Here is a 21465-nt window from a genome sequence, read left to right as displayed (position 1 = left end):
GGCAAGGGACTGGCCGTCGCCGTCGGGTTCGCCCCGGCCGCCGTCGACCCGCCCGCCGCCGCCCCGGCCGCCGCCGCCCCGGCCGGAGACGGCGAACGGCCCGCCCGGTGTCCTTTCGAACACCGGACGGGCCGCAGCGCACCGTCGCGTCACACCACGAGGGTCAGTGCACGAGCACCGGCACCTCGTTGGTGTTCGCCGCACCCTCGCCGGCCGTCGCGCCGTCGGGGCGCCCGGCGTTGATCAGCACGAAGGCGATCGCGGCGGCCAGCACCAGGATCCCGAAGGACCACCAGATCGCGGTCGAGAAGCCGTGCACCATGCCCTGGAACTGCACCGCCTTGGCGGCGTCCGGGGTGGTCGCGCCGCCCAGGTGGGCCGCCAGCCAGGTGGTCGTCGCGCTGGCCGCGATGGTGTTCAGCAGGGCGGTGCCGATGGCGCCGCCGACCTGCTGCGAGGTGTTGACCATGGCGGAGGCCACACCGGCGTCGCGCGGCTCGACGCCGTGCGTGGCGAGGCTCATCGCCGGCATGAACGCGGTGCCCATGCCGAGGCCCATCAGGACCAGACCGGGCAGGATCAGCGCCGGGTAGGAGGTGTCCAGGTCGATCTGGGTGAGGATCAGCATGCCGATCGAGGCGACCAGGAAGCCGGGCGCCATCAGGTACCGCGCCGGGACGCGGGTCATCAGGCGGGCGCCGATCTGGGTCGAACCGGCGATCATGCCGGCCACCATCGGCAGGAAGGCCACGCCGGTCAGGACCGGGCTGTAGTCGAGCACGATCTGCAGGTAGTAGGTCAGGAAGAGGAAGAGACCGAACATGCCGATCACGGCCAGACCCAGCGACAGGTAGACCCCGCCGCGGTTGCGGTCCAGGATGACGCGCAGCGGCAGCAGCGGAGCCTTCACCCGCGCCTCGACCGCCACGAACGCGCCCAGCAGCAGGACGGCGGCGACGAACAGGCCGATCGTGATGCCGGAGGACCAGCCGTCCGACTCGGCCCGGGTGAAGCCGTAGACCAGGGCGACCAGGCCGGTGGTGACGAGGATGACGCCGGGGACGTCGAGGCGGTTGCGGTTGCGGCCCTCGGCCGGCTCGCGGATCACCATGACGGCGCCGATCGCGGCGGCCACGGCGAACGGGATGTTGACGAAGAAGGTCCAGCGCCAGTTCAGGTACTCGGTCAGCAGGCCGCCGAGGATCAGGCCGATCGCACCGCCACCACCGGCGATGGCGCCGTAGATGCCGAACGCCTTGGCGCGCTCCTTGGCCTCGGTGAACATCACGGCCAGCAGCGAGAGCGCGGCGGGCGCGAGCAGTGCGCCGAAGACGCCCTGGAGGGCGCGGGCGCCGAGCAGCATGGCGGTGTTGGCGGCGGCGCCGCCGAGCGCGGAGGCGAACGCGAAGCCGGCCAGGCCGACCACGAAGGTCCGCTTGCGGCCCCAGAGGTCCGCCACCCGGCCGCCGAAGAGCAGGAGTCCGCCGAAGGCCAGCGCGTACGCGGTGATCACCCACTGGCGGTTGCCGTCGGTGATGCCCAGGTCCTCCTGGGCGGAGGGCAGCGCGATGTTCACGATGGTGGCGTCGAGGACGACCATCAGCTGCGCGAGCCCGATGAATATCAGGGCCTTCCATCGCCTCGGATCGGGCTGGACGGCGGGCAGGGAATCGGTTTTTGGCATGGCGGTACTCACTTCACGGTGCGAGGCGTGCGGAACGGTGCGGACGGAAACGGTGCGGGTCGGAAGTACATCAGGACGAACCGCGCGAACGGGCGCGCGGAGGTGGCCGCGCGGTGGTCCCGCGGTGACGGGTCGGTGACTCGGTGGGTCAGTGGTCGGTGTGGAAGTCCTCGAAGGTCGCGGCCCGGCCGGGCAGGACGGAGCGCGCGGGCGCCCGCATGCCGTCCAGGAACAGTTGCAGGTGCCGGTGGACGAACTCGTCCAGCACCACGCAGGAGGTGCCCGGCAGGGGGCGGGTGAGCTGGCTCATCGCGATGAACAGATCGCCGTGGTCGACGTCCGCGCGCAGTTCGCCGGCCGCCTTCGCACGCTCCAGCAGACCGCCGACGACGCTCATCAGGCGCTCCCGTGCCTCGACCAGGTCCGGATCGAACATGTCGACCCGGTTGGTCAGCATCGGGCAGAGCGCGCCGATCTTCTCGTCGACGGTCCGGTGCGCGAACCGCTGGAGGGCGTCGAACGGGCCGGCTCCCTCGGCGGCCGCCGACTCCGCGTTCGCCACGATGCGGTTCTTGACGAGCAGTGCCACCTCGCGGATCAGCGCGGCCCTGGTCGGGAAGTTCCGGTAGAGCGTAGCGTTTCCGACGCCGGCCCGCTTGGCGATTTCGTCCAGCGGCGCATCCGCGCCGTGCTCGACGAAGGCGTCGCGGGCTGCCAGCACGATCCGCTCACGGTTCCGGCTCGCGTCCGCACGCAGCTTCGGCGTGCGGACCGGCGGCTCCGCGGTGCGGGTCGGCTCGACGGCGGCGGTGCTCACTCGGTGCTCCTCCCGGATTCCGGGGAATCTCTCCCCGCTTAGTCCTACGAAGAGCCAAACGGGGAATCCCTCCCCGGAAATTTCACTTTCGAATGTGACCTGCGTCACATCGCGGGGACTCCCTCGTCCGCCGGTCAGCCGGTCCGCCGGTGGCGACCGTGTAGCGGCCGGTCCGCGGGTACCAGGCGTGGTCGCCGGCCAGCCAGTCCTTCAGTCCGCCGGTGAAAGCCGCCACCGTCCGCCCGGCCTCCGGACCGAACTCCTCCGCCAGGTGCGGGACGTCCTCCCGGGCGATGCGGTCGAAGCAGTCCAGCCGGGCGTTCATCAGGTCGGTGACCGTGTCCACCGCGGTCTGCCGGGAGCAGCGCAGGAAGTGCCGGAAGACCGGGACGGCGTTGTTGAGCTCGCCCTCCAGCTCCGTCTCCTTGCGGCAGGAGTAGAGGTCGTTGCGCAGGTCCACGTTGTCGGCGAACGCCTCGATCAGCGCGGTGACGGTCGGGTGGGAGAGCAGCTCCGGCGGCAGGTCCCGTCCCCGGACGTGCAGCGGCAGCACGGTGGACAGTGGCGTCCCGGCCGTGCGGCGGCGCATCTGGAGGTACTCGACCGGATCGGGGACGCGCCCGGCGAGGGTGTTGTCCAGCTCCCAGAGGTTGGCGGCGGCGAAGTCCAGCGCGGCGTCCCGGAGCCGGCGCCGCAGGTCCGGCGGGAGCACGGCCGCGGAGCGGGCCCAGACGTCGGCCAGCGCGACCTCGACGGGGTGCTGCGGCTCCGCCGGCCCGGTCCGGTCCCGCGGATCCGGCGCTCCGGCCGTCCGGTGGTGCGGGCCCGGCGATCCGGCCCGGCGCCGCGGGCCCGGCGCGGCCGCGGCGGCCGACGGCATGCAGGCGGCCAGGCGGGCGACGAAGCGTCGCGCCCCCGCCGCGTCGCCGGTCGCCTTGACGGTGACGAAGTGGTCGTCGACGGCGAACGCCCAGACGTTCCAGTCGCCGACCAGCAGCAGTTCCTCGACCGGTAGGTCCGGCTGGGTGAGCGCCGTGAACAGCGCGAGCTCCAGCCGGTCGAAGCGCTCCCGGCTCCACACGCCCGCCGGACCGGTGAGGCCGGTCAGCTCCGCCCACTGCGCCGCCCGGGCGCGGGCGGCGGCCTGCCGGGGGTTGAGCCGGGCGGGGTACGGCATGGCGAAGACCGGTGGTCGCGACGGGAGCTCCGGGAACGCGTGGGCCCGGCGGGCCAGGGCGGCGACCGTGCGCTCGGCGGAGTCGCCCAGGCCGGAGGGCAGGCCGGTGAACACGCCCGGTGCGGCGCGGTTGCGGTGTGCGGACACGGTGGCGGCCCCTTCCGGCGCGGGTCGGTCGCCAGTCTCGTGCAGGGCCGGTCCAGCGGATGCGGGAACGATCGGAGGTTCACCCGATCGGGTGACCGCCCCCGCCGCGGGCCAGTGCCACGGGCCGGCGGAGCGGGATCTCGAAGTGGACGGTGGCCACGCCGGGGCCGTGCTCGCCGGTCGGCCGGGCGTCGTAGACCTCCTCGGCGAGGCTGCGCCAGAACGCCTCGGCGCCCGGGACGGCGGTGTTGGTGTGCAGGTAGAGCCGCCGGTAGCCGCCCTCCTCGGAGGCGAACTCGCAGGCCCGGCGCACCAGTTCACGGGCCAGGCCGTGCCGTCGGTGCTCCGCCCGGACGTACACCCGGACCAGCTGTGCGGTGGTGCCCGAAGGGTAGCGCTCGGCGACCTCGCGCGGGTGCGGCGGGTGGGCCGGGCCGGTGGAGTGCAGTGCGGTGGTGGCGACCACCTCGCCGTCGCGCACGGCGACCAGCAGCGCGTGCCGGGGGTGGTCGAGGTAGTGCCCCTGGAGGTCGACCACGTCGGCGTGCCAGTCGGGCACGTAGCCGTAGCCGAACTCGCGGTAGAACGTGTCGAGGATCAGCCGGCGCGCACCCGGGACATCCGCGGGCAGTGCATGCCGTACCAGATAAGGGTATTGACGATTCATCAGGAAACTCCGACGGGACGGACCGGGGTGGGTGACTGTTAGCGTACATGAAAACCACTTTCATCTAACACGGCAACGGAAGTGCGTGCCGGCGTGTTGAAAATGAAAACGAATCCCGTTACGTTCCTCTCGCGGCCTGCCGAAACCGGCCTGCCGCCGTGTCTGCGTGTCCGTCGAGAGGGAGAGTCGTGGCGCATCTGCTGGTGATCGAGAGCTGGGTCGGCTCCATGAGCAGGTTGCTGCCAAGGGCGCTGGGGGAGAGCGGCCACCGCTTCACCTTCCTCACCCGCGACCTCCACCACTACCTGCGGGCGGCCCCCGCCGACGGCCCGCACCCGCTGCTCGCCGCCGAGAACATCCTCACCGTCGACACCAACGACCCGGCCGTGCTGCTCCCGTACGCCGAACGGCTGCACGGGCTGCTCGGCTTCGACGGGGTGCTCTCCTCCTGTGACTACTACCTGCCGCAGGTCGCCCGGGTGGCCCGCCGGCTCGGCCTGCCCGGGCCCGACCCGGAGGCGGTCATCGCCGCCTGCCGCAAGGACCTCACCCGCGGCACGCTCGCCGGGGCCGGCGTCCCCGGGCCCGCGTACGCGCTCTGCTCCGACCGCGACCAGGCCCGCGCCGCCGCCCGGGCGATCGGCTACCCGCTGGTCGTCAAGCCGGTCGACCTGTGCGCCGGGATGTTCGTCCGCGAGGTCGCCGACGAGGCCGGGCTCCTCGCGGCCGTCCGGGCCGTGGAATCCTTCCCGGTCAACGCGCGCGGCCAGCGGCGGGACCCGGTGGTGCTGATCGAGGAACTGCTCACCGGTCCCGAGGTCAGCGTCGAGACGGTCTCCTCCGGCGGTGTCGCCCACGTCGTCGGGATCACGGACAAGAGCATCGGCGGCGCGCCCGCGTTCGTCGAGACCGGCCACATGTTCCCGGCCGCGCTCGATCCCGCCGACGCGGCCGCCGCCGCCGACACCGCCGTCGCCGCGCTGTCCGCGCTCGGCCTCGACCAGGTCGTGGCGCACACCGAGATCAAGCTGACCCCCGCGGGGCCCCGCGTGGTCGAGGTCAATCCGCGCCCCGCCGGGAACCGGATCACCGAGCTGGTCCGGCGGGTCACCGGCGTGGACCTCGCCGCAGCGGCCGTCGACGTCGCCCTCGGACGCCGGCCCGACCTGGCAGTCCATCCGACCGGCGTCGTCAGCGCGGCCATCGCCTTCCTGGTCCCGGGCGAGTTCCCGGTCGCGGGGGAGGGGCGGGCGGGTGCGGGGCTGCTGGACGGGTTCGACGGCGAGGCCGAGGTCCGCCGGGACCCCGCGGTGGTCGAGCTCAGCCTCGCCGGTCCCGGCCGCGAGGTGCGGCCGGCCACCAGCAACAACGAGTACCTCGGGCACGTCATGACCGCCGACACCGGCGGCCCCGGCGCCCGCGGCACGGCCGAGCGCCTGCTCACCGGGCTCACCCCCCGGTACGCGGTGGCGGACTGTCCGGCCGAGCCCGCGGCGGTGCCCGCGTGAGCCCGGCCGCCGCTCCTGCCGCCGCGGCGACGGCCGCCACCGTCGCTCCTGCCACCGTCGCTCCTGCCACCGCCACGACGGTCGCCGCCCCGTCCGCGTTCGACCTGGTCGCCGACCGGGCCCGCGCCGGCTCGTACGGGCCGGACCCGGCCGGCCTGCGGATCGCGCTCGCCTTCACCACCGCGCAGGCCGTCCGGCACGCCGGCCGCGCCCAGGGGTACCGCAACGAGGTGCTCAGCCTCCGGCTCGACGCCGCCGTCGGCTCCTGCGCCGTCGAACCGGGCGAACTGCCCGCCGGAGCGCTCGACGACTGCGTCGGCGCCCGCGTCGACGAGCTGCTCGACCACCCGCTCGCCGCCGTCCGGGTCGCCGCACTCGACGCCTACCTGGGCCACTGCCGCCCGCACACCTCCGCCCGCGGCGCCCGGACGCTCACCCTGCCGGCCGGATCCTCGCTGGAGAAGTCCCGCGCCCGGGCCGCCGCGGTGGTCCGTCTGCTGCCGCTCGCCGAGGTCCGCCGCGTGCTGGTCGTCGGCGTGGTCAACTCCCTGCTGGAACAGCTCCGTTCGAGCGGTGCCGAGTACCTCCCCTGTGACCTCAAGGGCGGTGTCACCGAATGGGGCGAGCCCGTGCACGCCGACGCCCTCGCCCGACTCGACGACTGCGACGCGATCCTCGCCTCCGGCATGACCCTCGGCAACGGCACCCTCGACCCGCTGCTCGCCCACGCACGCACCACCGGCAAGCCCCTGGTGCTGTTCGCCCAGACCGGCAGCGCCGTGCTGCCCCGGCTGCTCGGCGACGGGGTCAGCGCCGTCAGCGCCGAGCCCTACCCCTTTTTCTGGCTCGACGGCGGCCCCACCGACCTCCACCTGTACGGGGGCGGGGCCCGGTGACCGCACTGCTCGACTCCGGCGCCGTACTGGGCAACCCCGGTCTGCTGTCACTGCTCGGCCACACCCCGCTGGCCCGGATCACCACCCCGCTGCCGCACCCGCACCCGGGCTTCTGGGCCAAACTGGAGGGCCTCAGCGCGGGCGGCATGAAGGCCCGCTCCGCGGTCGCCATGCTCCGCGGCGCCCACGCCCGCGGCGAACTCCGCCCCGGCGCCACGGTGGTGGAATCCACCTCGGGCACCATGGGCGTCGGCCTGGCCTTCGCCGGGCAGGCGCTCGGCCACCCGGTCGTGCTGGTCGGCGACACCGAACTCGAACCGTCCATGCGGCAGTTGCTGCGCACGTACGGCGCCCGCCTGGAGCTCGTCGAACGGCCGGCCCGGCACGGCGGCTGGCAGGCCGCCCGGCTGGCCCGGCTGCGCGAGGTGCTCGACCGGCTGCCCGGCGCCTACTGGCCCGACCAGTACAACAACCCGGACAACGCCGCCGGTTACCTGGCCATGGCCCAGGAGATCACCGCCGACCTCGACCACCTCGACGTCCTGGTCTGCAGCGTCGGGACGGGCGGACACAGCGCCGGCCTCGCCGAGGCGCTGCGCCGCCGCTGGCCCCGGTTGCGGATCATCGGCGTCGACTCGGTGGGCTCGACCATCTTCGGACAGCCCGCCCGGCCCCGTCTGATGCGCGGCCTGGGCAGCTCCATCCACCCGCGCAACGTCGCCCACCAGGCCTTCGACGAGGTCCACTGGGTCGGCCCGGCCGAGGCGGTCGACGCCTGCCGGCGGCTGGCCCGGGGCGCCTTCGTCAGCGGCGGCTGGTCCACCGGGGCGGTGGCCCTGGTCGCGGCCTGGGCGGCCCGGGTCCACCCCGGCGCCGCCGTGGCCACCGTCTTCCCCGACGGCCCGCACCGCTACCTCGGCACGGTCTACGACGACGCCTTCTGCCGGCGGCACGGCCTGGACGCGGAGCGGGCGGCGCTCCGCCCGATCGAGATCCCGCACCCGGCTGCCGTCGAGGTCAGCGGCTGGGCGCGCTGCCGCACGGGGGGTGCGGCACCCGCCACCGCGGTGGCGGCCGTCCCCGCCGCTCCGACGGCCCCGGCCGTACCGCCGGGCCTGGTGGTCCCGGCCCCGGCCGGCCCGCCGGACCGGGCGGGCGTCGGGGCCGCGACCGGCGGCGACACCGTCCGACGCGAGGAGGACCGATGAGGCTCGACGTCCGTACCGTACGGCTCCGGCTCGCCGAGCCGCTGCGGATCTCCCGCTCGGTCACCACCGAACGCGACGCCGTCCAGCTCGCGCTCGGCCACGGCGGACTGACCGGACACGGCGAAGCCGTCAGCAGCGTCTACCTGCACCTGCCCACCGACCGGATCCGGCGCGAACTCGACGGACTGCGACCCGCGTTGGAGCGGTACCCGGACCCCGAGCAGGCGCTCGCCGAACTCCGCCTCGCCGCAGTCCCGTTCGTCTGCCTCGCGGCCGGCGTGCTGGCCGCCGTCGAGGCGGCCCTGCTCGACCTGGTCGGCAAGCGGGCCGGCGAACCCGTCCACCGGCTGCTCGGCCGGGTCGAACCGGTGGTCGTCGCGACCGCCCGCACCATCGGCATCGAACCGCCCGCGCGCGCCGCCGTGCAGGCCGCCCGGCTCGCCGACGCGGGGTTCACCGTGCTGAAGGTCAAGGCAGGCTCCGCCGATCCGGGCCTCGACCTCGTCCGGGTCCAGGCCGTCCACGAGGCCGCCCCGGACGCCCGGTTGCTGCTGGACCCCAACGGCGCCTGGACGCCTGAGCAGGCCCTCCAGCTGCTGCCCGCCTTCGCCGCCACGGGTGTCGAGGCCGTGGAGCAGCCGATCGCCCCCGGCAGCCCGGACGTGCTCGCCGCCGTCGCCGCGCGGTCGCCGATCCCGGTGATCGCCGACGAGGACGCCGTCACCTTCGAGGACGTCCGCCGGATCGCCGGGCGGGTCCACGGGGTCAACCTCAAGCTCGCCAAGTGCGGCGGCGTCCACCAGGCGCTGCGGATCGAGGAGGAGCTGCGCGGCAGCGGGACCGAGCTGATGTTCGGCTGCCTGGCCGCCAGTTCGCTCGGCATCGCGCCCGCCGTCCACCTCGCCGACCGGGCCCGCTGGATCGACCTGGACGGGCACCTGCTGCTCGCCCACGACCCCTGGCAGGGCATCGGCGGAACCGACGGCACCGTCCGCACACCGGACCGGGCGGGCCTCGGCGTGCTGCCCGCCCCGGACGCCGCCCCGGGGCCGGTGGCGGGGTCGGTGCCGGAGGCCGCCCGAGGGGCTGTCCGGGGCCCCGCCGGCGAAGCCCACCCCCGCGCCGGCACCCGCCCGGTGGCCGGCCGGTGAGAATACTGCGCGCCGTACGGTCCTTCCCCGTGCCCGTACGGCTCCTCCTGGTCAACCAGCTCGGCGTCAACACCGGCTTCTACCTCCTCATCCCGTACCTGGCCGGCCACCTGGGCCACGACCTCGGCCTCTCCGCGCTCGCCGTCGGCGCCGTGCTCGGACTGCGCAACCTCAGCCAGCAGGGCCTGTTCATCCTCGGCGGCTCGGCCGCGGACCGGCTCGGCGCGCGCCGCGTCATCATCGCCGGGTGCGCGCTGCGCAGCGTCGGCTTCGGACTCTTCGCGCTCGGTGACTCGCTCGGCATCCTGCTCGCCGCGTCGGCGCTCAGCGGGCTGGCCGGCGCGCTCTTCAACCCGGCCGTGCGCACCTACGTGGCGAACGAGGCCGCCGACCGCAAGGCCGAGGCGTTCGCGCTGTTCAACATGTTCGCCACCACCGGCGCGCTGGCCGGTCCGCTGCTCGGCACCGTCCTGCTGCTGGTCGACTTCCGGGCCGCCGCGCTCACCGCCGCCGGCATCTTCGCCGTCCTCACCGTCGCCCAGGCCCTCACCCTGCCCGAGCGGGCCGTCCCGCCGCCGCCGCGCGGCGTGCTCGCCGACTGGCGCGAAGTCGCCTCCGACCGGCGGTTCCTGGCCTTCTCGCTGGCCATGGTCGGCCTGTTCGGGATGGAGAGCCAGCTCTACCTGCTGCTGCCCGACGCCGCCCGCCGCGCCACCGGGTGGGAGGGGGCGGTCAGCCTGGTCTTCCTGACCAGCACCCTGGCCAACCTCACCCTCCAACTCCGCATCACCACGAGGCTCCAGCGGGACGGGCCGGCCACCCGGTGGATCCCGCTCGGCCTCGCCGTCGCCGCCACCGGCTTCCTGCTGCCGCTCGTCGTCCCCGGCCTGCCCGGCGTCCTCGGCGGCGTGCTGCTGCTCCAGACCGGCCTGATGACCGCCCAGCCGTTCGTCCTGGCGCTCATCCCGGCGTTCGGGCGCCCCGGCCTCACCGGCACCTACTACGGCCTCTACTACGTCGTCTCCGGCTTCGCCGCCGCCCTCGGCAACACGGCGGTCGGCCGGGCCATGGACAGTGCCGCCACCGCCCCCTGGCTGCTCTGCGCCGCGCTCGGTCTCGGCTCCGCCGCCGCACTCACCCGGCTGCACCGCGCCGGACGGCTCCCCGCGCCCGCCCGCCCCCTTCCCACCCCCGCCCGCCCTCTCCCCAGCGAGGCCCGATGACGCCCCGGCCCCTCCCGACCGAGCCGGCCGCCCCCGCGGCCGGTCACCGCAACCTCCTCACCGACGATCCGGAGCTCTACGAACTCCGCTTCCCCGACCCGGGATTCACCGCCGCGCGGTGGGCCGAGTCGGTGCTCCGCGGCTACGGCGCCGGGCCCGACGTGCTCGACCTCGGCTGCGGCACCGGCCGGGACGCCGAATGGCTGCACCGCGCCGCCGGGCGGACCGTCACCGGCCTGGACAGCTCCGCGACGATGATCGAGTACGCCCGCGCCCACCACCCCGGGCCCGTCTACCACGTCGGCGACATGCGGACCTTCCCCTTCGCCGCCGGGCGGTTCGACGCGGCGCTCTGCCTGGACAGCGCGCTGCTCTACTGCCACACCAACGAGGACCTCGACGCCCTGCTCGGGCGGCTCGGCCGCCACCTGCGCCCCGGCGGCCTGCTGGTCGCCGAGATGCGCAACGGCGCGTTCTTCCTCGGCCGCACCGAACTCCTGGACGCCCCGAGGACCGACACCGTCACCCGGGACGGCGTGACCCACACCTCGCACACCACGCTGTGGATCGACCGGGCCGCCCAACTCCTGCGCCGCACCCGCACCTGGACCAGTGACGACGGGGCCGCGCCGGTGGCGCAGCACTCCGCCTGGCGGCTCCTCTTCCCGCAGGAACTGCGTCACCTGCTCGCCGCCCACGGCTTCACGGTGCTCGCCCTCTACGACCGCCCCGGCCCGCGCACCGAACCGCCCTGGACGGACGGCGACCTCCCCGCCGACACCGCCGACGAAGACCGCCTCCACCTGGTCGCCAGGCTGGACCACCGCACACGAAAGAGAAGTTGACCCATGGACCGTCCGCACGCCTCCCGGCCCGCCCCCGGCTCCCCGAACCCCGCCGCCCGCCCCGCGGCGCGCCCGATGGCCCGCCGCACCCTGCTCGTCGCCTCCGCCGGAGCCGCCGGAGCCCTCGGGCTGGCCGCCTGCTCCCCGGGCCCGGCCGGCACCCCCGGAGACGCCGCCGCCGGCGCGTCCGGCACCCCCCGGCGCGGCGGCCGGCTGCGCGCCCTCTTCGCCGGCGGCGGGGCCAACGAGACCCTCGACCCGCACCTGGTCAACCTGTTCGCCGACGCGGCCCGGGCCAAGGCGCTCTACGAGAAGCTCGCGGACTCCGGCTCCGACCTCGCCGCCGTCCCCCGTCTCGCCGCCGGATGGGAGCCCAACGCCGGACTCGACACCTGGACCGTCCGCCTGCGCGAGGCCGTGTTCCACGACGGCCGCCCGGTCACCGCCGCCGACGTCCTGCACAGCTACCGCCGAATAGCCGACCCCAAGCGGGCGTTCCGGGCCCGGGCGTCCCTCGAACCGGTCGACCTCGCCGCCAGCCGCGCGATCGACGCCCGCACCGTGGAGTTCCGGCTCAAGCGCCCCTACGCCGAATTCCCCAACGTCCTGGCCGCGTTCGGCGCCTACATCGTCCCCGAGGGCACCGAGGACTTCCAGCACCCGGTCGGCTCCGGCCCGTTCTCCTTCGTCTCCTTCAGGCCCGGAACCTCGCTGCTGGTGCGGCGGTTCGACGGCTACTGGGACGGCGCACCGCACCTCGACGAACTGGAGATCCTCGCCGCCGCCGAGGAGTCCGCCCGGGCCAACGCCCTGCTCGCCGGACAGGCCGAGTACGCCCACGAGTTGACCCCCGCCACCGCCCGCGCGCACGAGCGCGGCGGACGGATCGGCATCGTCCGGCTGCGCAACAGCGCCATGCAGGGCTTCGTGATGAAGACCGACCGGCCGCCCTTCGACGACGTCCGGGTCCGGCAGGCGTTCTTCCTCATCGCCGACCGGCAGGAGCTGGTCGACGGCGCGCTCTCCGGCGCGGGCGAGATCGGCAACGACCTGTTCGGCAAGGGCGCCCAGTACTACCCGGCCGGTCTCCCGCAGCGCGCCCAGGACCTCGACCGGGCCCGCGCGCTGCTGCGCGAGGCGGGCGCCGAGGGCCTGAAGGTCACCCTCGACACCTCCCCGGTCGCCGCCGGCTTCGTGGAGGCGGCCGGGATCCTCAAGGACCAGGCCGCCAAGGCCGGCGTCACCGTGGAGGTCAAGGTCGGCAGCAAGGACACCTACTGGAAGGACATCCTGGACGGCGGCGTGTTCGCCTCCTACCGGTCCGGCGCGCTGCCCGTCGAGTCGCACATCTCCCAGCGGCTGCTGTCCGGCTCCACCACCAATGCCACCCACTGGCGCCGCCCCGACTTCGACGACCTGTACACCCAGGCCCAGTCCACGGCCGACCCGGCCGCGCGCGCCGCCCTCTACGAGCGGATGCAGCGCCGGCTGTACGACGAGGGCGGCTTCCTGATCTGGGGCTTCGCCGACTGGATCGTGGGCACGGCGCAGCGTCTGCGCGGCGTCTCCGCCGAGGCTCCGGCCAACACCCTGGACTGGGCCAGGTTCGACAAGGTCTGGCTGGCATGACGACGCCGCTGCGCGGCTGGGCCCGGCGCCGGCTGCTGCTCGGCGCCGGGCAGATCGCGGCCGTCCCGGTCCTGGTCTTCGTCCTGACCGAGGCGCTGCCCGGCGACGCCGCCGTCACCATCGCCGGGGACGACCCCGACCCGGCGAGGATCGCGGCGATCCGGGCCGCGCTGCGGCTGGACCGGCCGGCGGTGGAGCGGTTCGCCGACTGGGCGGGGGAGCTGGTCCACGGCGAGCTCGGCCGCTCGCTGGTCAGCGGTCGCCCGGTCGCCGACTACCTCGCGGACGGCCTCGCTCCGACCGTCCTGCTGGCCTCGGTCACCCTCGTCCTGCTCGTGCCCGTGGCGGTCGGCCTCGGCATGCTCGCCGCCCGCCGGGAGGGCGGCCCGTTGGACCGCGCGATCAGTACCGCGACCCTCGGGGTGTACGCGGTACCGGAGTTCGCGCTGGGAGTGCTGCTCACCGCGGTCTTCGCGATCCGCCTCGGCTGGCTGCCGCCGACCGCCGTCGGCGGGGTCCGGGAGCAGCCGGCCGTCCTGGTCCTGCCGGTCGTGGTGCTGCTGGCCCGCCCGGTCTGCTCCGTCGCCCGCCTCGTCCGGGCCGGGCTGATCGAGGCGATGGCCGCGCCGTACGCCGTCCACGCGCTGCGCTGCGGCGTCCCGCCCGCCCGCGTCCGCTGGACGCACGCCCTCCCCAACGCGCTCGCCCCGGCCGCGCAGCAGCTCGCGCGTACGGCCGACTGGCTGCTCTGCGGCGTCATCGTGGCCGAGGCCCTCTTCGTCATCCCCGGCCTGGGCACCGTCCTGCTGGACGCCGTCGCCGCCCGCGACGTTCCCGTGGTGCAGGGCCTCGCCGTGCTGTTCGGCGTGGTGACGGTCGTCCTCAACCTGGCCGCCGACCTGGTCGCGCGCCGGCTCGCGCCGCGCACGGAGGTGGTGGTGTGACCGGCCCCCGCCCGCCCGGGCCCTCGCCTGCCGGGCGCGCGCCCGACGGGCCTTCGCCCACGGCCGCCCCCCGGGGTCGGGCCGCCACGCCGAGGGAGGCGACGGAGTGAGGAAGTACGCCTTCGGTACGGCGCTGATCGCCGTGCCGCTGCTGATCGCCCTGGCCGGACCGCTGGTCGCCGGGGAGCCGGGGCCGCGCGCGGTGTCGTTCACGGCGGGCGGCGGGCACTGGCTGGGCACCGACTTCACCGGCCGTGACGTCTGGCGTCAAGTCCTGCTGGGCGGCCGGTCGGTGGTGCTGGTGGCGATCGCGGCGACGGTGCTCGCGTACGCGCTGGCGCTGCCGCTCGCGCTGGCCGCCGCGCTGACCGGGCGGGCCTGGTGGGAGGAGGTGTTGCTGCGGCCGCTGGACGTGCTGATCGCCGTGCCCTCGCTGCTGCTGGTGCTGCTGGTCGCCACCGCGCTGGAACCCGGTCCGGGCGGGCTCGCCCTGCTGGTCGGGGTGGCGGCGGTGCCCGACGTCGCCCGGGTGGTGCACGCGGCGGCGGTGGAGGCGGCAGCCCGGCCGGTCGTGGAGGCGTTGCGGTTGCACGGCGAGTCGTGGTGGCGGATCGCGTTCGACCAGGTCACCCGGACGATCCGTCGTACGGTCGCCGCCGACGCCGGGACCCGGCTGGTCGGCGCGCTCTACCTGGTCGCCACGGCGGCCTTCCTCGGCGTGGGCGTGCAACCGGACGCCGCCGACTGGGCGGTGATGGTCGACCGCAACCGGCCGGGACTCTTCCTCCAGCCCTGGGCGGTCGTCGTTCCGGCGCTGCTCGTGGCCGGGCTCTCCACCGGCACCAATCTGCTGTTCGACGCCGCCCTGCACCGGGCGGGCGGGAAGGAGGTCCGACGGTGACCGAACCGGAGCTGGTGAGGGTGGACCGCCTGGGTGTCGCGGTCGGCGGGCGGACGCTGGTGGACGGCGTCAGCCTGCGGGTCCGGCCCGGCCGGGTGACCGCGCTGGTCGGCCCGTCCGGCAGCGGCAAGACGACCACGGCGCTCGCCCTGCTCGGCGTGTACCCGGACGGCGCGCGGGTGACCGGCACGGTCACCGGCGGGATGCCGGGCACCGGGCGGCCCGGCGCCCCGGGCCCCGGCGCCGTGCGCGTCGGCCACGTGCCGCAGCACCCCGCCACGGTGCTCAACCCGGCCCGCCGGGTCGGCGTGCTGCTGCGCGACCTCGCCCGGGTGCACGGCGGCGGCCCGGAGGCCGTCCGACGTGCCCTGATGGACGCTGAACTGACCGACGTGGAAGGGGTGTTGAGCCGGTACCCGCACCAACTGTCCGGCGGCCAGCAACAGCGCGTGGTACTCGCCCAGGCGCTGCTGACCGGCGCCCGGGTGATCGTCGCCGACGAGCCCACCACCGGCCAGGACCCGGGGACGGCGGCCCGGGTCGCCGCGTTGTTCGGCCGACTCGTCGCGCGCGGCACCGGACTGCTGCTCCTCAGCCACGACCTGCGCACCGTGCGGGAACTGGCGGACGAGGTGGTGGTCCTGGAGGCGGGCCGGACGGTGCGGACCGGTCCGCCCGCGGACGTCCTCCCGGCCGCCGAGGAGCCGGCCCCGTCGGCGCCGTCGCGGTCCGGCCGACCGGAGCCGGGGCCGGTCCGCCTCTCCGTCACCGGACTCACCGCCCGGCACCCCGGGGGCGCGGCGGTCCTGCACGAGGTCGGCCTGACGCTGCGGGCGGGGGAGTGCCTCGCCCTGGTCGGCCGCTCCGGCAGCGGCAAGACCACCCTGGGGCGCTGCCTGGCCGGGCTGCACCCGCGTCACGACGGCTCCGTCCGGCTCGACGGCGAGCCGTTGCCGCGCAGCGTCCGGCGCCGGGGACGGCGGGGGCTGTCGGCCGTCCAGTACGTGTTCCAGGACGCCAGGAGCACGTTCGCGGACCACCGCCCGGTTCTCGACCAGGTGGCCCGGGCGGCCGTCCGCCTCCGCGGCCGCTCGTCCTCCGAGGCCGCCGACGAGGCCAGGACCCTGCTGGCCGCGCTGGGCCTGGACCCGGCGAAGGCGTCCCGACCGCCCGCCGGACTCTCCGGCGGCGAGTTGCAACGGGCCGCCCTGGCCAGGGCGCTGGTCGTCGACCCGGTTGTGCTGGTCTGCGACGAGATCACCTCGGGGCTGGACGCCGACACCCGGACGGCGATCCTCGCCCGTCTCGCCGAGCGGCGGGACCGCACCGGCCTCGCGCTGCTCTTCATCTCCCACGACCTGGCCGCCGTCGGCGCGCTGGCGGACGCGGTCGTCACGATGGCGGAGGGCCGGCTGGTCACCGGCCCGCCCGCCCGGGCGACGGAGTGTCAGACCCCTGGGCTAACGTCGCCGGCATGAGCACCGTGATCGCAGCCGTCCCCGCCCCCGAGGCACTCGCCGCACTGGTCGACGTCCTGGCCGCCCGGGCCGCGTCCGGCGCGGACGCCACCGGCCTCGCGGAGACGGCCCGCCGGGCGTTCGCCGCCGAGCGGCCGGGCCCGTTGCCGGACCACTGGTGGCTCGCCGTCCCCGGCGAGACGTACGAGGAGGCGTTCACGGTCCTCGGTCTGCACGACCGGATACCCGTCACCGTCCGGTACGGCCTGGCCGCGCAGGAGGACGACGAGAAGGACACCCCGGAGCCGGTGCACCGGGTGTTCGTCACGCCCGAGTACGCGGGGTGGCGTCTGATCTACGCGGAGTCTCCGCTGCGGGAGACGACCTGGTGGCCGCACGACGTCGTCGAACGCCTGAGCGCCGCCTGCGGCAAGGCCCAGGTCTTCTACCAGGACCCGTTCGCCGACTCCGTCATCTGGGCGGCCGCCGAGCACGGCGCGCTGGTCCGGGGCTACTGGCGCGCCGACGATCCGGAGTGGACGGGGGAGCCGTTCCCGTGGGAGTCGCTGCCCGGCGCGGCCGGTTCCGAGGGGGAGACGGACGACGATGACGACGACGCCGAGCCCAACGCCTCGCGGGTCACGTCGATCAGCGCGGCTGCGGCGGGCCTGTCCGTCGACCCTGCCGCCATCACCGCCGAGACCCCCGTCCGTGGCCACGGCTGGCTCGCCCTGACCGCACCGGGAGCGGGCCACGACGGCTTCGAGGGGGCGCCCGAGCTCTGACCCGCCCCCCGCGCCCGCCCCCCGCCCCCGCCCCCGCGCCCGCCCCCCGCGCCCGCCGGAACCGCCGACCGCCGCAGCGGCCACCCGCCCGGCCGTCAACCTCCGCGCTCCGCCGTGGCGGCGCCCGTGTGCGGCGCGCGCGGCGGCCCGCACCCGCGCCGCCCTGCGTGCCGTGCCGCGCCGGGGTCGCCTCGTCGGCCTAGGCTGAACTCGCCCGGGCGGCCGGTCGGCCGTGCGAGTCGGGAGGGGCCCGGCGGCCGGGACCAGGAGGTACGCGATGGGCAGCGGTGAGGCAACGGCCGCGGTGCGCTGTGTAGCGGCCGTTCCGTGCTGGGTGAGCCTGGTGGCGCGCGATCTCGACGCGGCCAAGGCGTTCTACGGACCGCTGTTGGGGTGGGAGTTCGAGCCGGCGCCGGATCGTTTCGGCCCGTACGTGCACGCGGTGGCCGGCGGGGAGGCGGTCGCCGGACTCGGTGTGGCGGGCGGCGACTGGGACATGTCCGTCGCGTGGACCAGCTTCTTCGGCACCGAGAGTGCCGATGCCGCGGCCGACGCGGTCCGCGAGCGCGGGGCGACGCTCGCCGTCGGCCCGCTCGCCTTCGACGTCGGCCGGGTGGCGTTCGCGGCGGACCCGGCGGGCGCGCTGTTCGGGATCTGGGAGGGCCCGCCGGGCCGGGCCCGGCAGCTGGACCTGCCGGGCGCCCCGGTCTGGATCGAGCTGCGCACGCCCGACCCGTTCGCGGCCGCGCTCTTCTACGGCGAGGTGTTCCGCTGGGACGGCCGGGACCCGGAGCGGTTCGAGGTGCGCTGGGAGCACGACCGGGTGGTGCTGCGGGCGGAGGGGCACAGCGTCGCCGCGCTCGCCAGTGAACAGGCGGGCGGTCCGACCGGAATGCGCCCGCACTGGGAGGTGTCGTTCTCGGTGCCGGACACCGATGCCGCGCTGCTCGGGGCGGAGGCGCTGGGCGGGACGGCGATCGGTCCGGCCTTCGACTCGCCCTACGGGCGGGTCGCGCGGCTCCAGGACCCGGAGGGCGGCCGGTTCGCGGTGATCAGCCCGAAGCGCTGACGCCGTCGGGCGAGGCCCCGCCGAGGTTCCGGGCGACCTCCTCCCGGGTGGCCCGCAGCCGTTCGGCGAGTGCGGCCCGGGCCCCGGGCGGCAGGGCCTTGCGGGCGGCCGGGTAGAGCTGCCTCTCCTCCGTCGCGAGGTGCCGGCGGAGCAGCTCGGTGAGTCCGTTCAGCAGGGTGCCGGAGGTCGGATCGCCGGGGGGAAGGGCCTGGAGGTCGGCGAGGTACTGGCCGATCGCGAGGTGGTCGTGGATGCACTGGAAGACCAGTGCGCCACCGTCCGGCACGTCGTGCTGGACCACCGGGAACAGGTGCTCCTCCTCCGCGGCGCAGTGGCTGAACAGCAGGTCGGTGAGGAGACCGACCGGCTCGTCGGGCAGGCCCGGGGGCGCCGCCGATCCGGCGGACCCCGATCCGGGGGCCGCCTCGGGCGCCTCCGCCGGCGCCCGGGCCGCTCCCGTCTCGTCCGTGGCACCCGCGGTCCCCGTCGTCGCCGGGGTCGTCGTCGGGGTCGGGGACGGTTCGGACGGCTGTCCGGGCCCGGCGGCCTCGATCCGGGCGAGCAGTTCCTCCACCGCTCGGTGCTCCGCGGTGAACTCGTCCAGGATGTCCGGCCTGCGGCTCATGGTGCGCCCGCCTCCTGTCCGGTCTTGTCCGGTCCAGTACGTTCTCGTCCGATGTGTCCGACATCTCCAGTATCCGGCGTCGCGGCAGGTGTCCGGACGCCCCTCGGCGGAAGTGCAGGTCAGGGGTGCGGGCCGGGGGCCCCGACGCGGACGCGCAGGGCGGCGTTCCCGTGGCGACCCCTCGGGTCAGGGGTGGTCCCGGCGCCCGGTGAGGGCGAGCATGCGGGCCTGCGGGTCGGCGTCGTCCGGGACCGGGAGCGGGGGGTCGAAGAGGCCGCTGCCGGACAGGTCGCCGTAGCCGGTGTACTCGCCGAGCGCGAACTCCACCAGGCCGGCGGGCAGCCGGGTGCGGTGGCGGATGCCCTCGGCGAGGTCCCAGGTGTGCACGACGGCGTCGGCGGTGAGCTGATCCAGGTAGTACTGACCGGAGACGTCGCCGAAGGACAGGTGGACGGTGAGCTCCGTGGCCCCGGGAAGGGCGAACGCGTCCCGGGAGGCTTCGGCGGCGGCCGTCCACGTGGCGACGGGATCGGTTCCGAGCACGTCGCCGTCGAAGCGGCCGCCGACCTCCGAGGTCGTCGAGCCCATCAGCATCTCGGGCACCCAGAGCTGCTCGGCCGTGAGGTGGTTGACCAGGTCCCGGACGGACCAGTCGGCGCACGGTGTGGGCGCGTCCCACTGGTCGGGGGTGACCAGCCGCAGCCGGTCGCCGAACGCGGCCAGCGCCTCGGCGTAAGGGGTGTCCTGCCGTGCCGCCGCCCGGTCTTCCCTGCGATGAGCCATACCTCCACCCTGCCCTGTCGCGCCCGGGGACGCGCGCCGGTGGTCCGGTGGCAGGACCCTCGGCGGGGCCCGCCGGGCCCCGCCCCGCCGAGCTGCTCCGGGTCGGCAGCCGGGTCCGCCCCGCCGGGCTGCTCCGGGTCCGCCCCGTCGCGCGCCACTGCGCGCCGGTCTACACCACTCCTTGACCCGCCCCCGCCAAATTTCCCCGTCCCGTCGGTTGTTCAAATTCAAACTTCCAGGTACGGTCGAACAGCGCTGGTTCGAATTTGAACAACCAGCTTCCTCGACCGACCGACCGACCCCCCATCGATGGAGACGCGCATGCCGAGCAGCAGCCCGAGCACGACCGCCCCCACCACCACCTCCGCTTCTGCCCGGGCGATCCCCGAGTTCGGAGCGACCTCTCCGCACGCCTACGACGTCGGCCTGCTGCTGCTGCGCGTGGCGCTCGGCCTGACCATGGCCGCCCACGGCGTCCAGAAGCTGTTCGGCTGGTTCGGCGGCGGGGGTCTCGACGGCACCGGTCGGTTCTTCGAGGTGAGCGGCTACCCCGCGCCCAGGGCCATGGCCGTCGTGGCCGGCCTCACCGAGGTCGGCGGCGGACTCGCTCTCGTCGTCGGCCTGCTGACCCCGCTGGCCGCCGCAGCGATCCTCGGCACCATGCTCAACGCCCTCGCCGTCACCTGGAGCGGCAACTTCTTCGCGGCGAAGGGCGGCAGCGAGTACGAGCTGCTGCTGATCGCTGTCGCTGCCGCGCTCGCACTGACCGGCCCGGGCCGCTACGCCGTGGACCGCTACCTGCCCGTGGTGCGCTCGCACCGACTGCTGTACGGTGCCGCCGCCGTCGTGGTCGGCCTGGTGACGGCCGGCATCGTTCTGCTCGTGCGCAAGTGACGGACCCGCACCACCGCGGTTCGCGGCCGTGCACCGGAAAACCGGTTGCGAGGGCCTGAGCCGCCGGGCTTCAGCAGGGGCCGCCGGTCGACCGGCGGCCCCTGCCGTGTCCGCGCGTGTCGCGACCGGCGACGGTCCCCTGTGACGTGATGAAAGTGGTGGGTTCGTGCCCAGGTCGACAGCGAGCGCTCTTCGTCCGTCCCGGACGGAGCCCGCATCGCCCGGACCGGCCGCCACCCGGCCGGTCTGACCCGACCGCGGTTCCGCCTCCGGGGCGGACGGACGGCGCTCACCTCATCCTGGGCCGACCGTTCCGACCGCATCCCGCAGGGAGCCACCCGACGTGTCCCGACGACACCGTGACCGCCTCGAACACCGCACCGACCACCTCGAACTCTCCGCCGAGTACGCGGAGTTCCAAACCCACGGCCATGCCCGTTCCCGTGCCGACGCCCGTCCGGACCCGTCCGACCGCCGCGCCGGCCGGCGCTCCGGCGAGCCGACCGGCCGCGCCGCCGAGTCGTTCCGCTGCCGGAACTGCCGGCTGGACGTACCGCTGCGCGCGCCGGGCACCGCACACCGGAACCACTGCCCGAACTGCCTGTTCAGCCTGCACCTCGACGACCGCGTCCCCGGCGACCGGGCGTCCGAGTGCCGGGCCCGGATGGAACCGATCTCGATCTCGGTGCGCGGTGCGGGGGAGTGGGTCATCATCCACCGCTGCACGGCCTGCGCCGAGTTGAGCGCCAACCGGACCGCCGGGGACGGCAGTCCGCTGCTCCTGCTCAGGATGGCCGCCCGGCCGCTGGCCCACCCGCCGTTCCCGCTGGAACGCCTGGCGGGACCGGCCGGACTCTAGGGCGGATGCCGGGCGCCGGGTCACCCGCCGGAACCGGCGCCCCGTCAATCCGGCGCCCCGTCAATCAGCTACCCCGGCCCCGGTCAGGGTGCCCTCGGCGACCCGGTGCGACCCGGCCCACCGTCGCGCGGGGCCACGCCCCGGCCGGGCCAAGGCCGCCTCCGCGCACGGAACTCCACGCGGACGCGGCCGTTCG

21 protein-coding genes are annotated in these 21465 nt (G+C 75.3%); 15 read left to right on the top strand and 6 right to left on the bottom strand.

Going from position 1 to position 21465, the window contains the following annotated elements; translation table 11 throughout:
• Positions 1-163: 163 nt before the first annotated feature.
• The 4 genes from ACFWIC_RS35195 to ACFWIC_RS35180 all read right to left on the bottom strand — a co-directional run bounded on the left by ACFWIC_RS35195 (position 164) and on the right by ACFWIC_RS35180 (position 4492).
• On the bottom strand, positions 164-1684 hold the full coding sequence (locus ACFWIC_RS35195; protein ID WP_329879653.1) for an MFS transporter: 1521 nt from the start codon (positions 1682-1684) through the stop codon (positions 164-166).
• A gap of 148 nt (positions 1685-1832) precedes the next feature.
• Positions 1833-2501 carry a TetR/AcrR family transcriptional regulator gene (locus ACFWIC_RS35190; protein ID WP_329879652.1) on the bottom strand — a complete coding sequence of 223 codons (669 nt, stop codon included), beginning with the start codon at positions 2499-2501 and terminating at the stop codon, positions 1833-1835.
• A gap of 82 nt (positions 2502-2583) precedes the next feature.
• Positions 2584-3825: a hypothetical protein gene (locus ACFWIC_RS35185; protein ID WP_380520999.1), complete on the bottom strand. Its 1242-nt coding sequence runs from the start codon at positions 3823-3825 to the stop codon at positions 2584-2586.
• Positions 3826-3904: 79 nt separating this feature from the next.
• Positions 3905-4492 (bottom strand): GNAT family N-acetyltransferase, encoded by a 588-nt coding sequence (locus ACFWIC_RS35180; RefSeq protein WP_355405163.1) that lies wholly within the window; start codon positions 4490-4492, stop codon positions 3905-3907.
• A 188-nt stretch (positions 4493-4680) separates the two neighbouring features.
• On the opposite strand from ACFWIC_RS35180, the gene ACFWIC_RS35175 reads away from it, so the two are divergent.
• The 12 genes from ACFWIC_RS35175 to ACFWIC_RS35120 all read left to right on the top strand — a co-directional run bounded on the left by ACFWIC_RS35175 (position 4681) and on the right by ACFWIC_RS35120 (position 18108).
• Positions 4681-6000: an ATP-grasp domain-containing protein gene (locus ACFWIC_RS35175; RefSeq protein WP_380520997.1), complete on the top strand. Its 1320-nt coding sequence runs from the start codon at positions 4681-4683 to the stop codon at positions 5998-6000.
• 104 nt (positions 6001-6104) lie between these two features.
• On the top strand, positions 6105-6896 hold the full coding sequence (locus ACFWIC_RS35170) for a Rossmann-like domain-containing protein (protein WP_380521003.1): 792 nt from the start codon (positions 6105-6107) through the stop codon (positions 6894-6896).
• A 5-nt stretch (positions 6897-6901) separates the two neighbouring features.
• The gene (locus ACFWIC_RS35165) at positions 6902-8104 is read left to right on the top strand and encodes a PLP-dependent cysteine synthase family protein (protein ID WP_380521002.1); all 1203 of its coding nucleotides are present in this window, start codon (positions 6902-6904) and stop codon (positions 8102-8104) included.
• Positions 8101-9255: a dipeptide epimerase gene (locus ACFWIC_RS35160; RefSeq protein WP_380520995.1), complete on the top strand. Its 1155-nt coding sequence runs from the start codon at positions 8101-8103 to the stop codon at positions 9253-9255. The genes ACFWIC_RS35165 and ACFWIC_RS35160 overlap by 4 nt, the downstream gene beginning before the upstream one ends.
• The gene (locus ACFWIC_RS35155; RefSeq protein ID WP_380358263.1) at positions 9252-10478 is read left to right on the top strand and encodes an MFS transporter; all 1227 of its coding nucleotides are present in this window, start codon (positions 9252-9254) and stop codon (positions 10476-10478) included. Before ACFWIC_RS35160 ends, ACFWIC_RS35155 begins: the two co-directional genes overlap by 4 nt.
• Positions 10475-11323 carry a class I SAM-dependent methyltransferase gene (locus ACFWIC_RS35150; protein ID WP_355405157.1) on the top strand — a complete coding sequence of 283 codons (849 nt, stop codon included), beginning with the start codon at positions 10475-10477 and terminating at the stop codon, positions 11321-11323. Before ACFWIC_RS35155 ends, ACFWIC_RS35150 begins: the two co-directional genes overlap by 4 nt.
• A 75-nt stretch (positions 11324-11398) precedes the next feature.
• A complete protein-coding gene (locus ACFWIC_RS35145) occupies positions 11399-12952 on the top strand; it encodes an ABC transporter substrate-binding protein (protein WP_380358287.1) in 1554 nt (517 codons plus the stop codon).
• Entirely contained in the window at positions 12949-13896 is a 948-nt protein-coding gene (locus ACFWIC_RS35140) for an ABC transporter permease (RefSeq protein WP_355405153.1), read from the top strand. Before ACFWIC_RS35145 ends, ACFWIC_RS35140 begins: the two co-directional genes overlap by 4 nt.
• Positions 13897-14002: 106 nt before the next feature.
• Entirely contained in the window at positions 14003-14797 is a 795-nt protein-coding gene (locus ACFWIC_RS35135) for an ABC transporter permease subunit (protein WP_329879643.1), read from the top strand.
• Positions 14794-16275: an ABC transporter ATP-binding protein gene (locus tag ACFWIC_RS35130; protein ID WP_380520992.1), complete on the top strand. Its 1482-nt coding sequence runs from the start codon at positions 14794-14796 to the stop codon at positions 16273-16275. The genes ACFWIC_RS35135 and ACFWIC_RS35130 overlap by 4 nt, the downstream gene beginning before the upstream one ends.
• Complete coding sequence (locus ACFWIC_RS35125; protein WP_380520990.1) at positions 16272-17039, top strand: hypothetical protein; 768 nt, start codon at positions 16272-16274, stop codon at positions 17037-17039. The genes ACFWIC_RS35130 and ACFWIC_RS35125 overlap by 4 nt, the downstream gene beginning before the upstream one ends.
• Positions 17040-17382: 343 nt before the next feature.
• Positions 17383-18108 carry a VOC family protein gene (locus ACFWIC_RS35120; RefSeq protein WP_329947814.1) on the top strand — a complete coding sequence of 242 codons (726 nt, stop codon included), beginning with the start codon at positions 17383-17385 and terminating at the stop codon, positions 18106-18108.
• On the opposite strand, the gene ACFWIC_RS35115 is transcribed toward ACFWIC_RS35120, so the two are convergent.
• On the bottom strand, positions 18092-18733 hold the full coding sequence (locus ACFWIC_RS35115) for a hemerythrin domain-containing protein (protein WP_380520988.1): 642 nt from the start codon (positions 18731-18733) through the stop codon (positions 18092-18094). The genes ACFWIC_RS35120 and ACFWIC_RS35115 overlap by 17 nt on opposite strands.
• 186 nt (positions 18734-18919) lie before the next feature.
• Positions 18920-19516 carry a TIGR03086 family metal-binding protein gene (locus ACFWIC_RS35110; protein ID WP_329947812.1) on the bottom strand — a complete coding sequence of 199 codons (597 nt, stop codon included), beginning with the start codon at positions 19514-19516 and terminating at the stop codon, positions 18920-18922.
• Positions 19517-19563: 47 nt separating this feature from the next.
• On the opposite strand from ACFWIC_RS35110, the gene ACFWIC_RS35105 reads away from it, so the two are divergent.
• From ACFWIC_RS35105 to ACFWIC_RS35095, 3 genes are all read left to right on the top strand, one after another.
• The gene (locus ACFWIC_RS35105) at positions 19564-19701 is read left to right on the top strand and encodes a hypothetical protein (RefSeq protein WP_329947811.1); all 138 of its coding nucleotides are present in this window, start codon (positions 19564-19566) and stop codon (positions 19699-19701) included.
• Positions 19702-19837: 136 nt separating this feature from the next.
• On the top strand, positions 19838-20410 hold the full coding sequence (locus ACFWIC_RS35100) for a DoxX family protein (RefSeq protein ID WP_329947810.1): 573 nt from the start codon (positions 19838-19840) through the stop codon (positions 20408-20410).
• A gap of 343 nt (positions 20411-20753) precedes the next feature.
• Entirely contained in the window at positions 20754-21269 is a 516-nt protein-coding gene (locus tag ACFWIC_RS35095; protein ID WP_380520986.1) for an RNHCP domain-containing protein, read from the top strand.
• Positions 21270-21465 lie beyond the last annotated feature (196 nt).

It is taken from the genome of Kitasatospora sp. NPDC127035 (genome assembly GCF_042726075.1).
GTDB lineage: Bacteria > Actinomycetota > Actinomycetes > Streptomycetales > Streptomycetaceae > Kitasatospora.
This window is presented reverse-complemented; position numbering and strand designations above follow the sequence as displayed.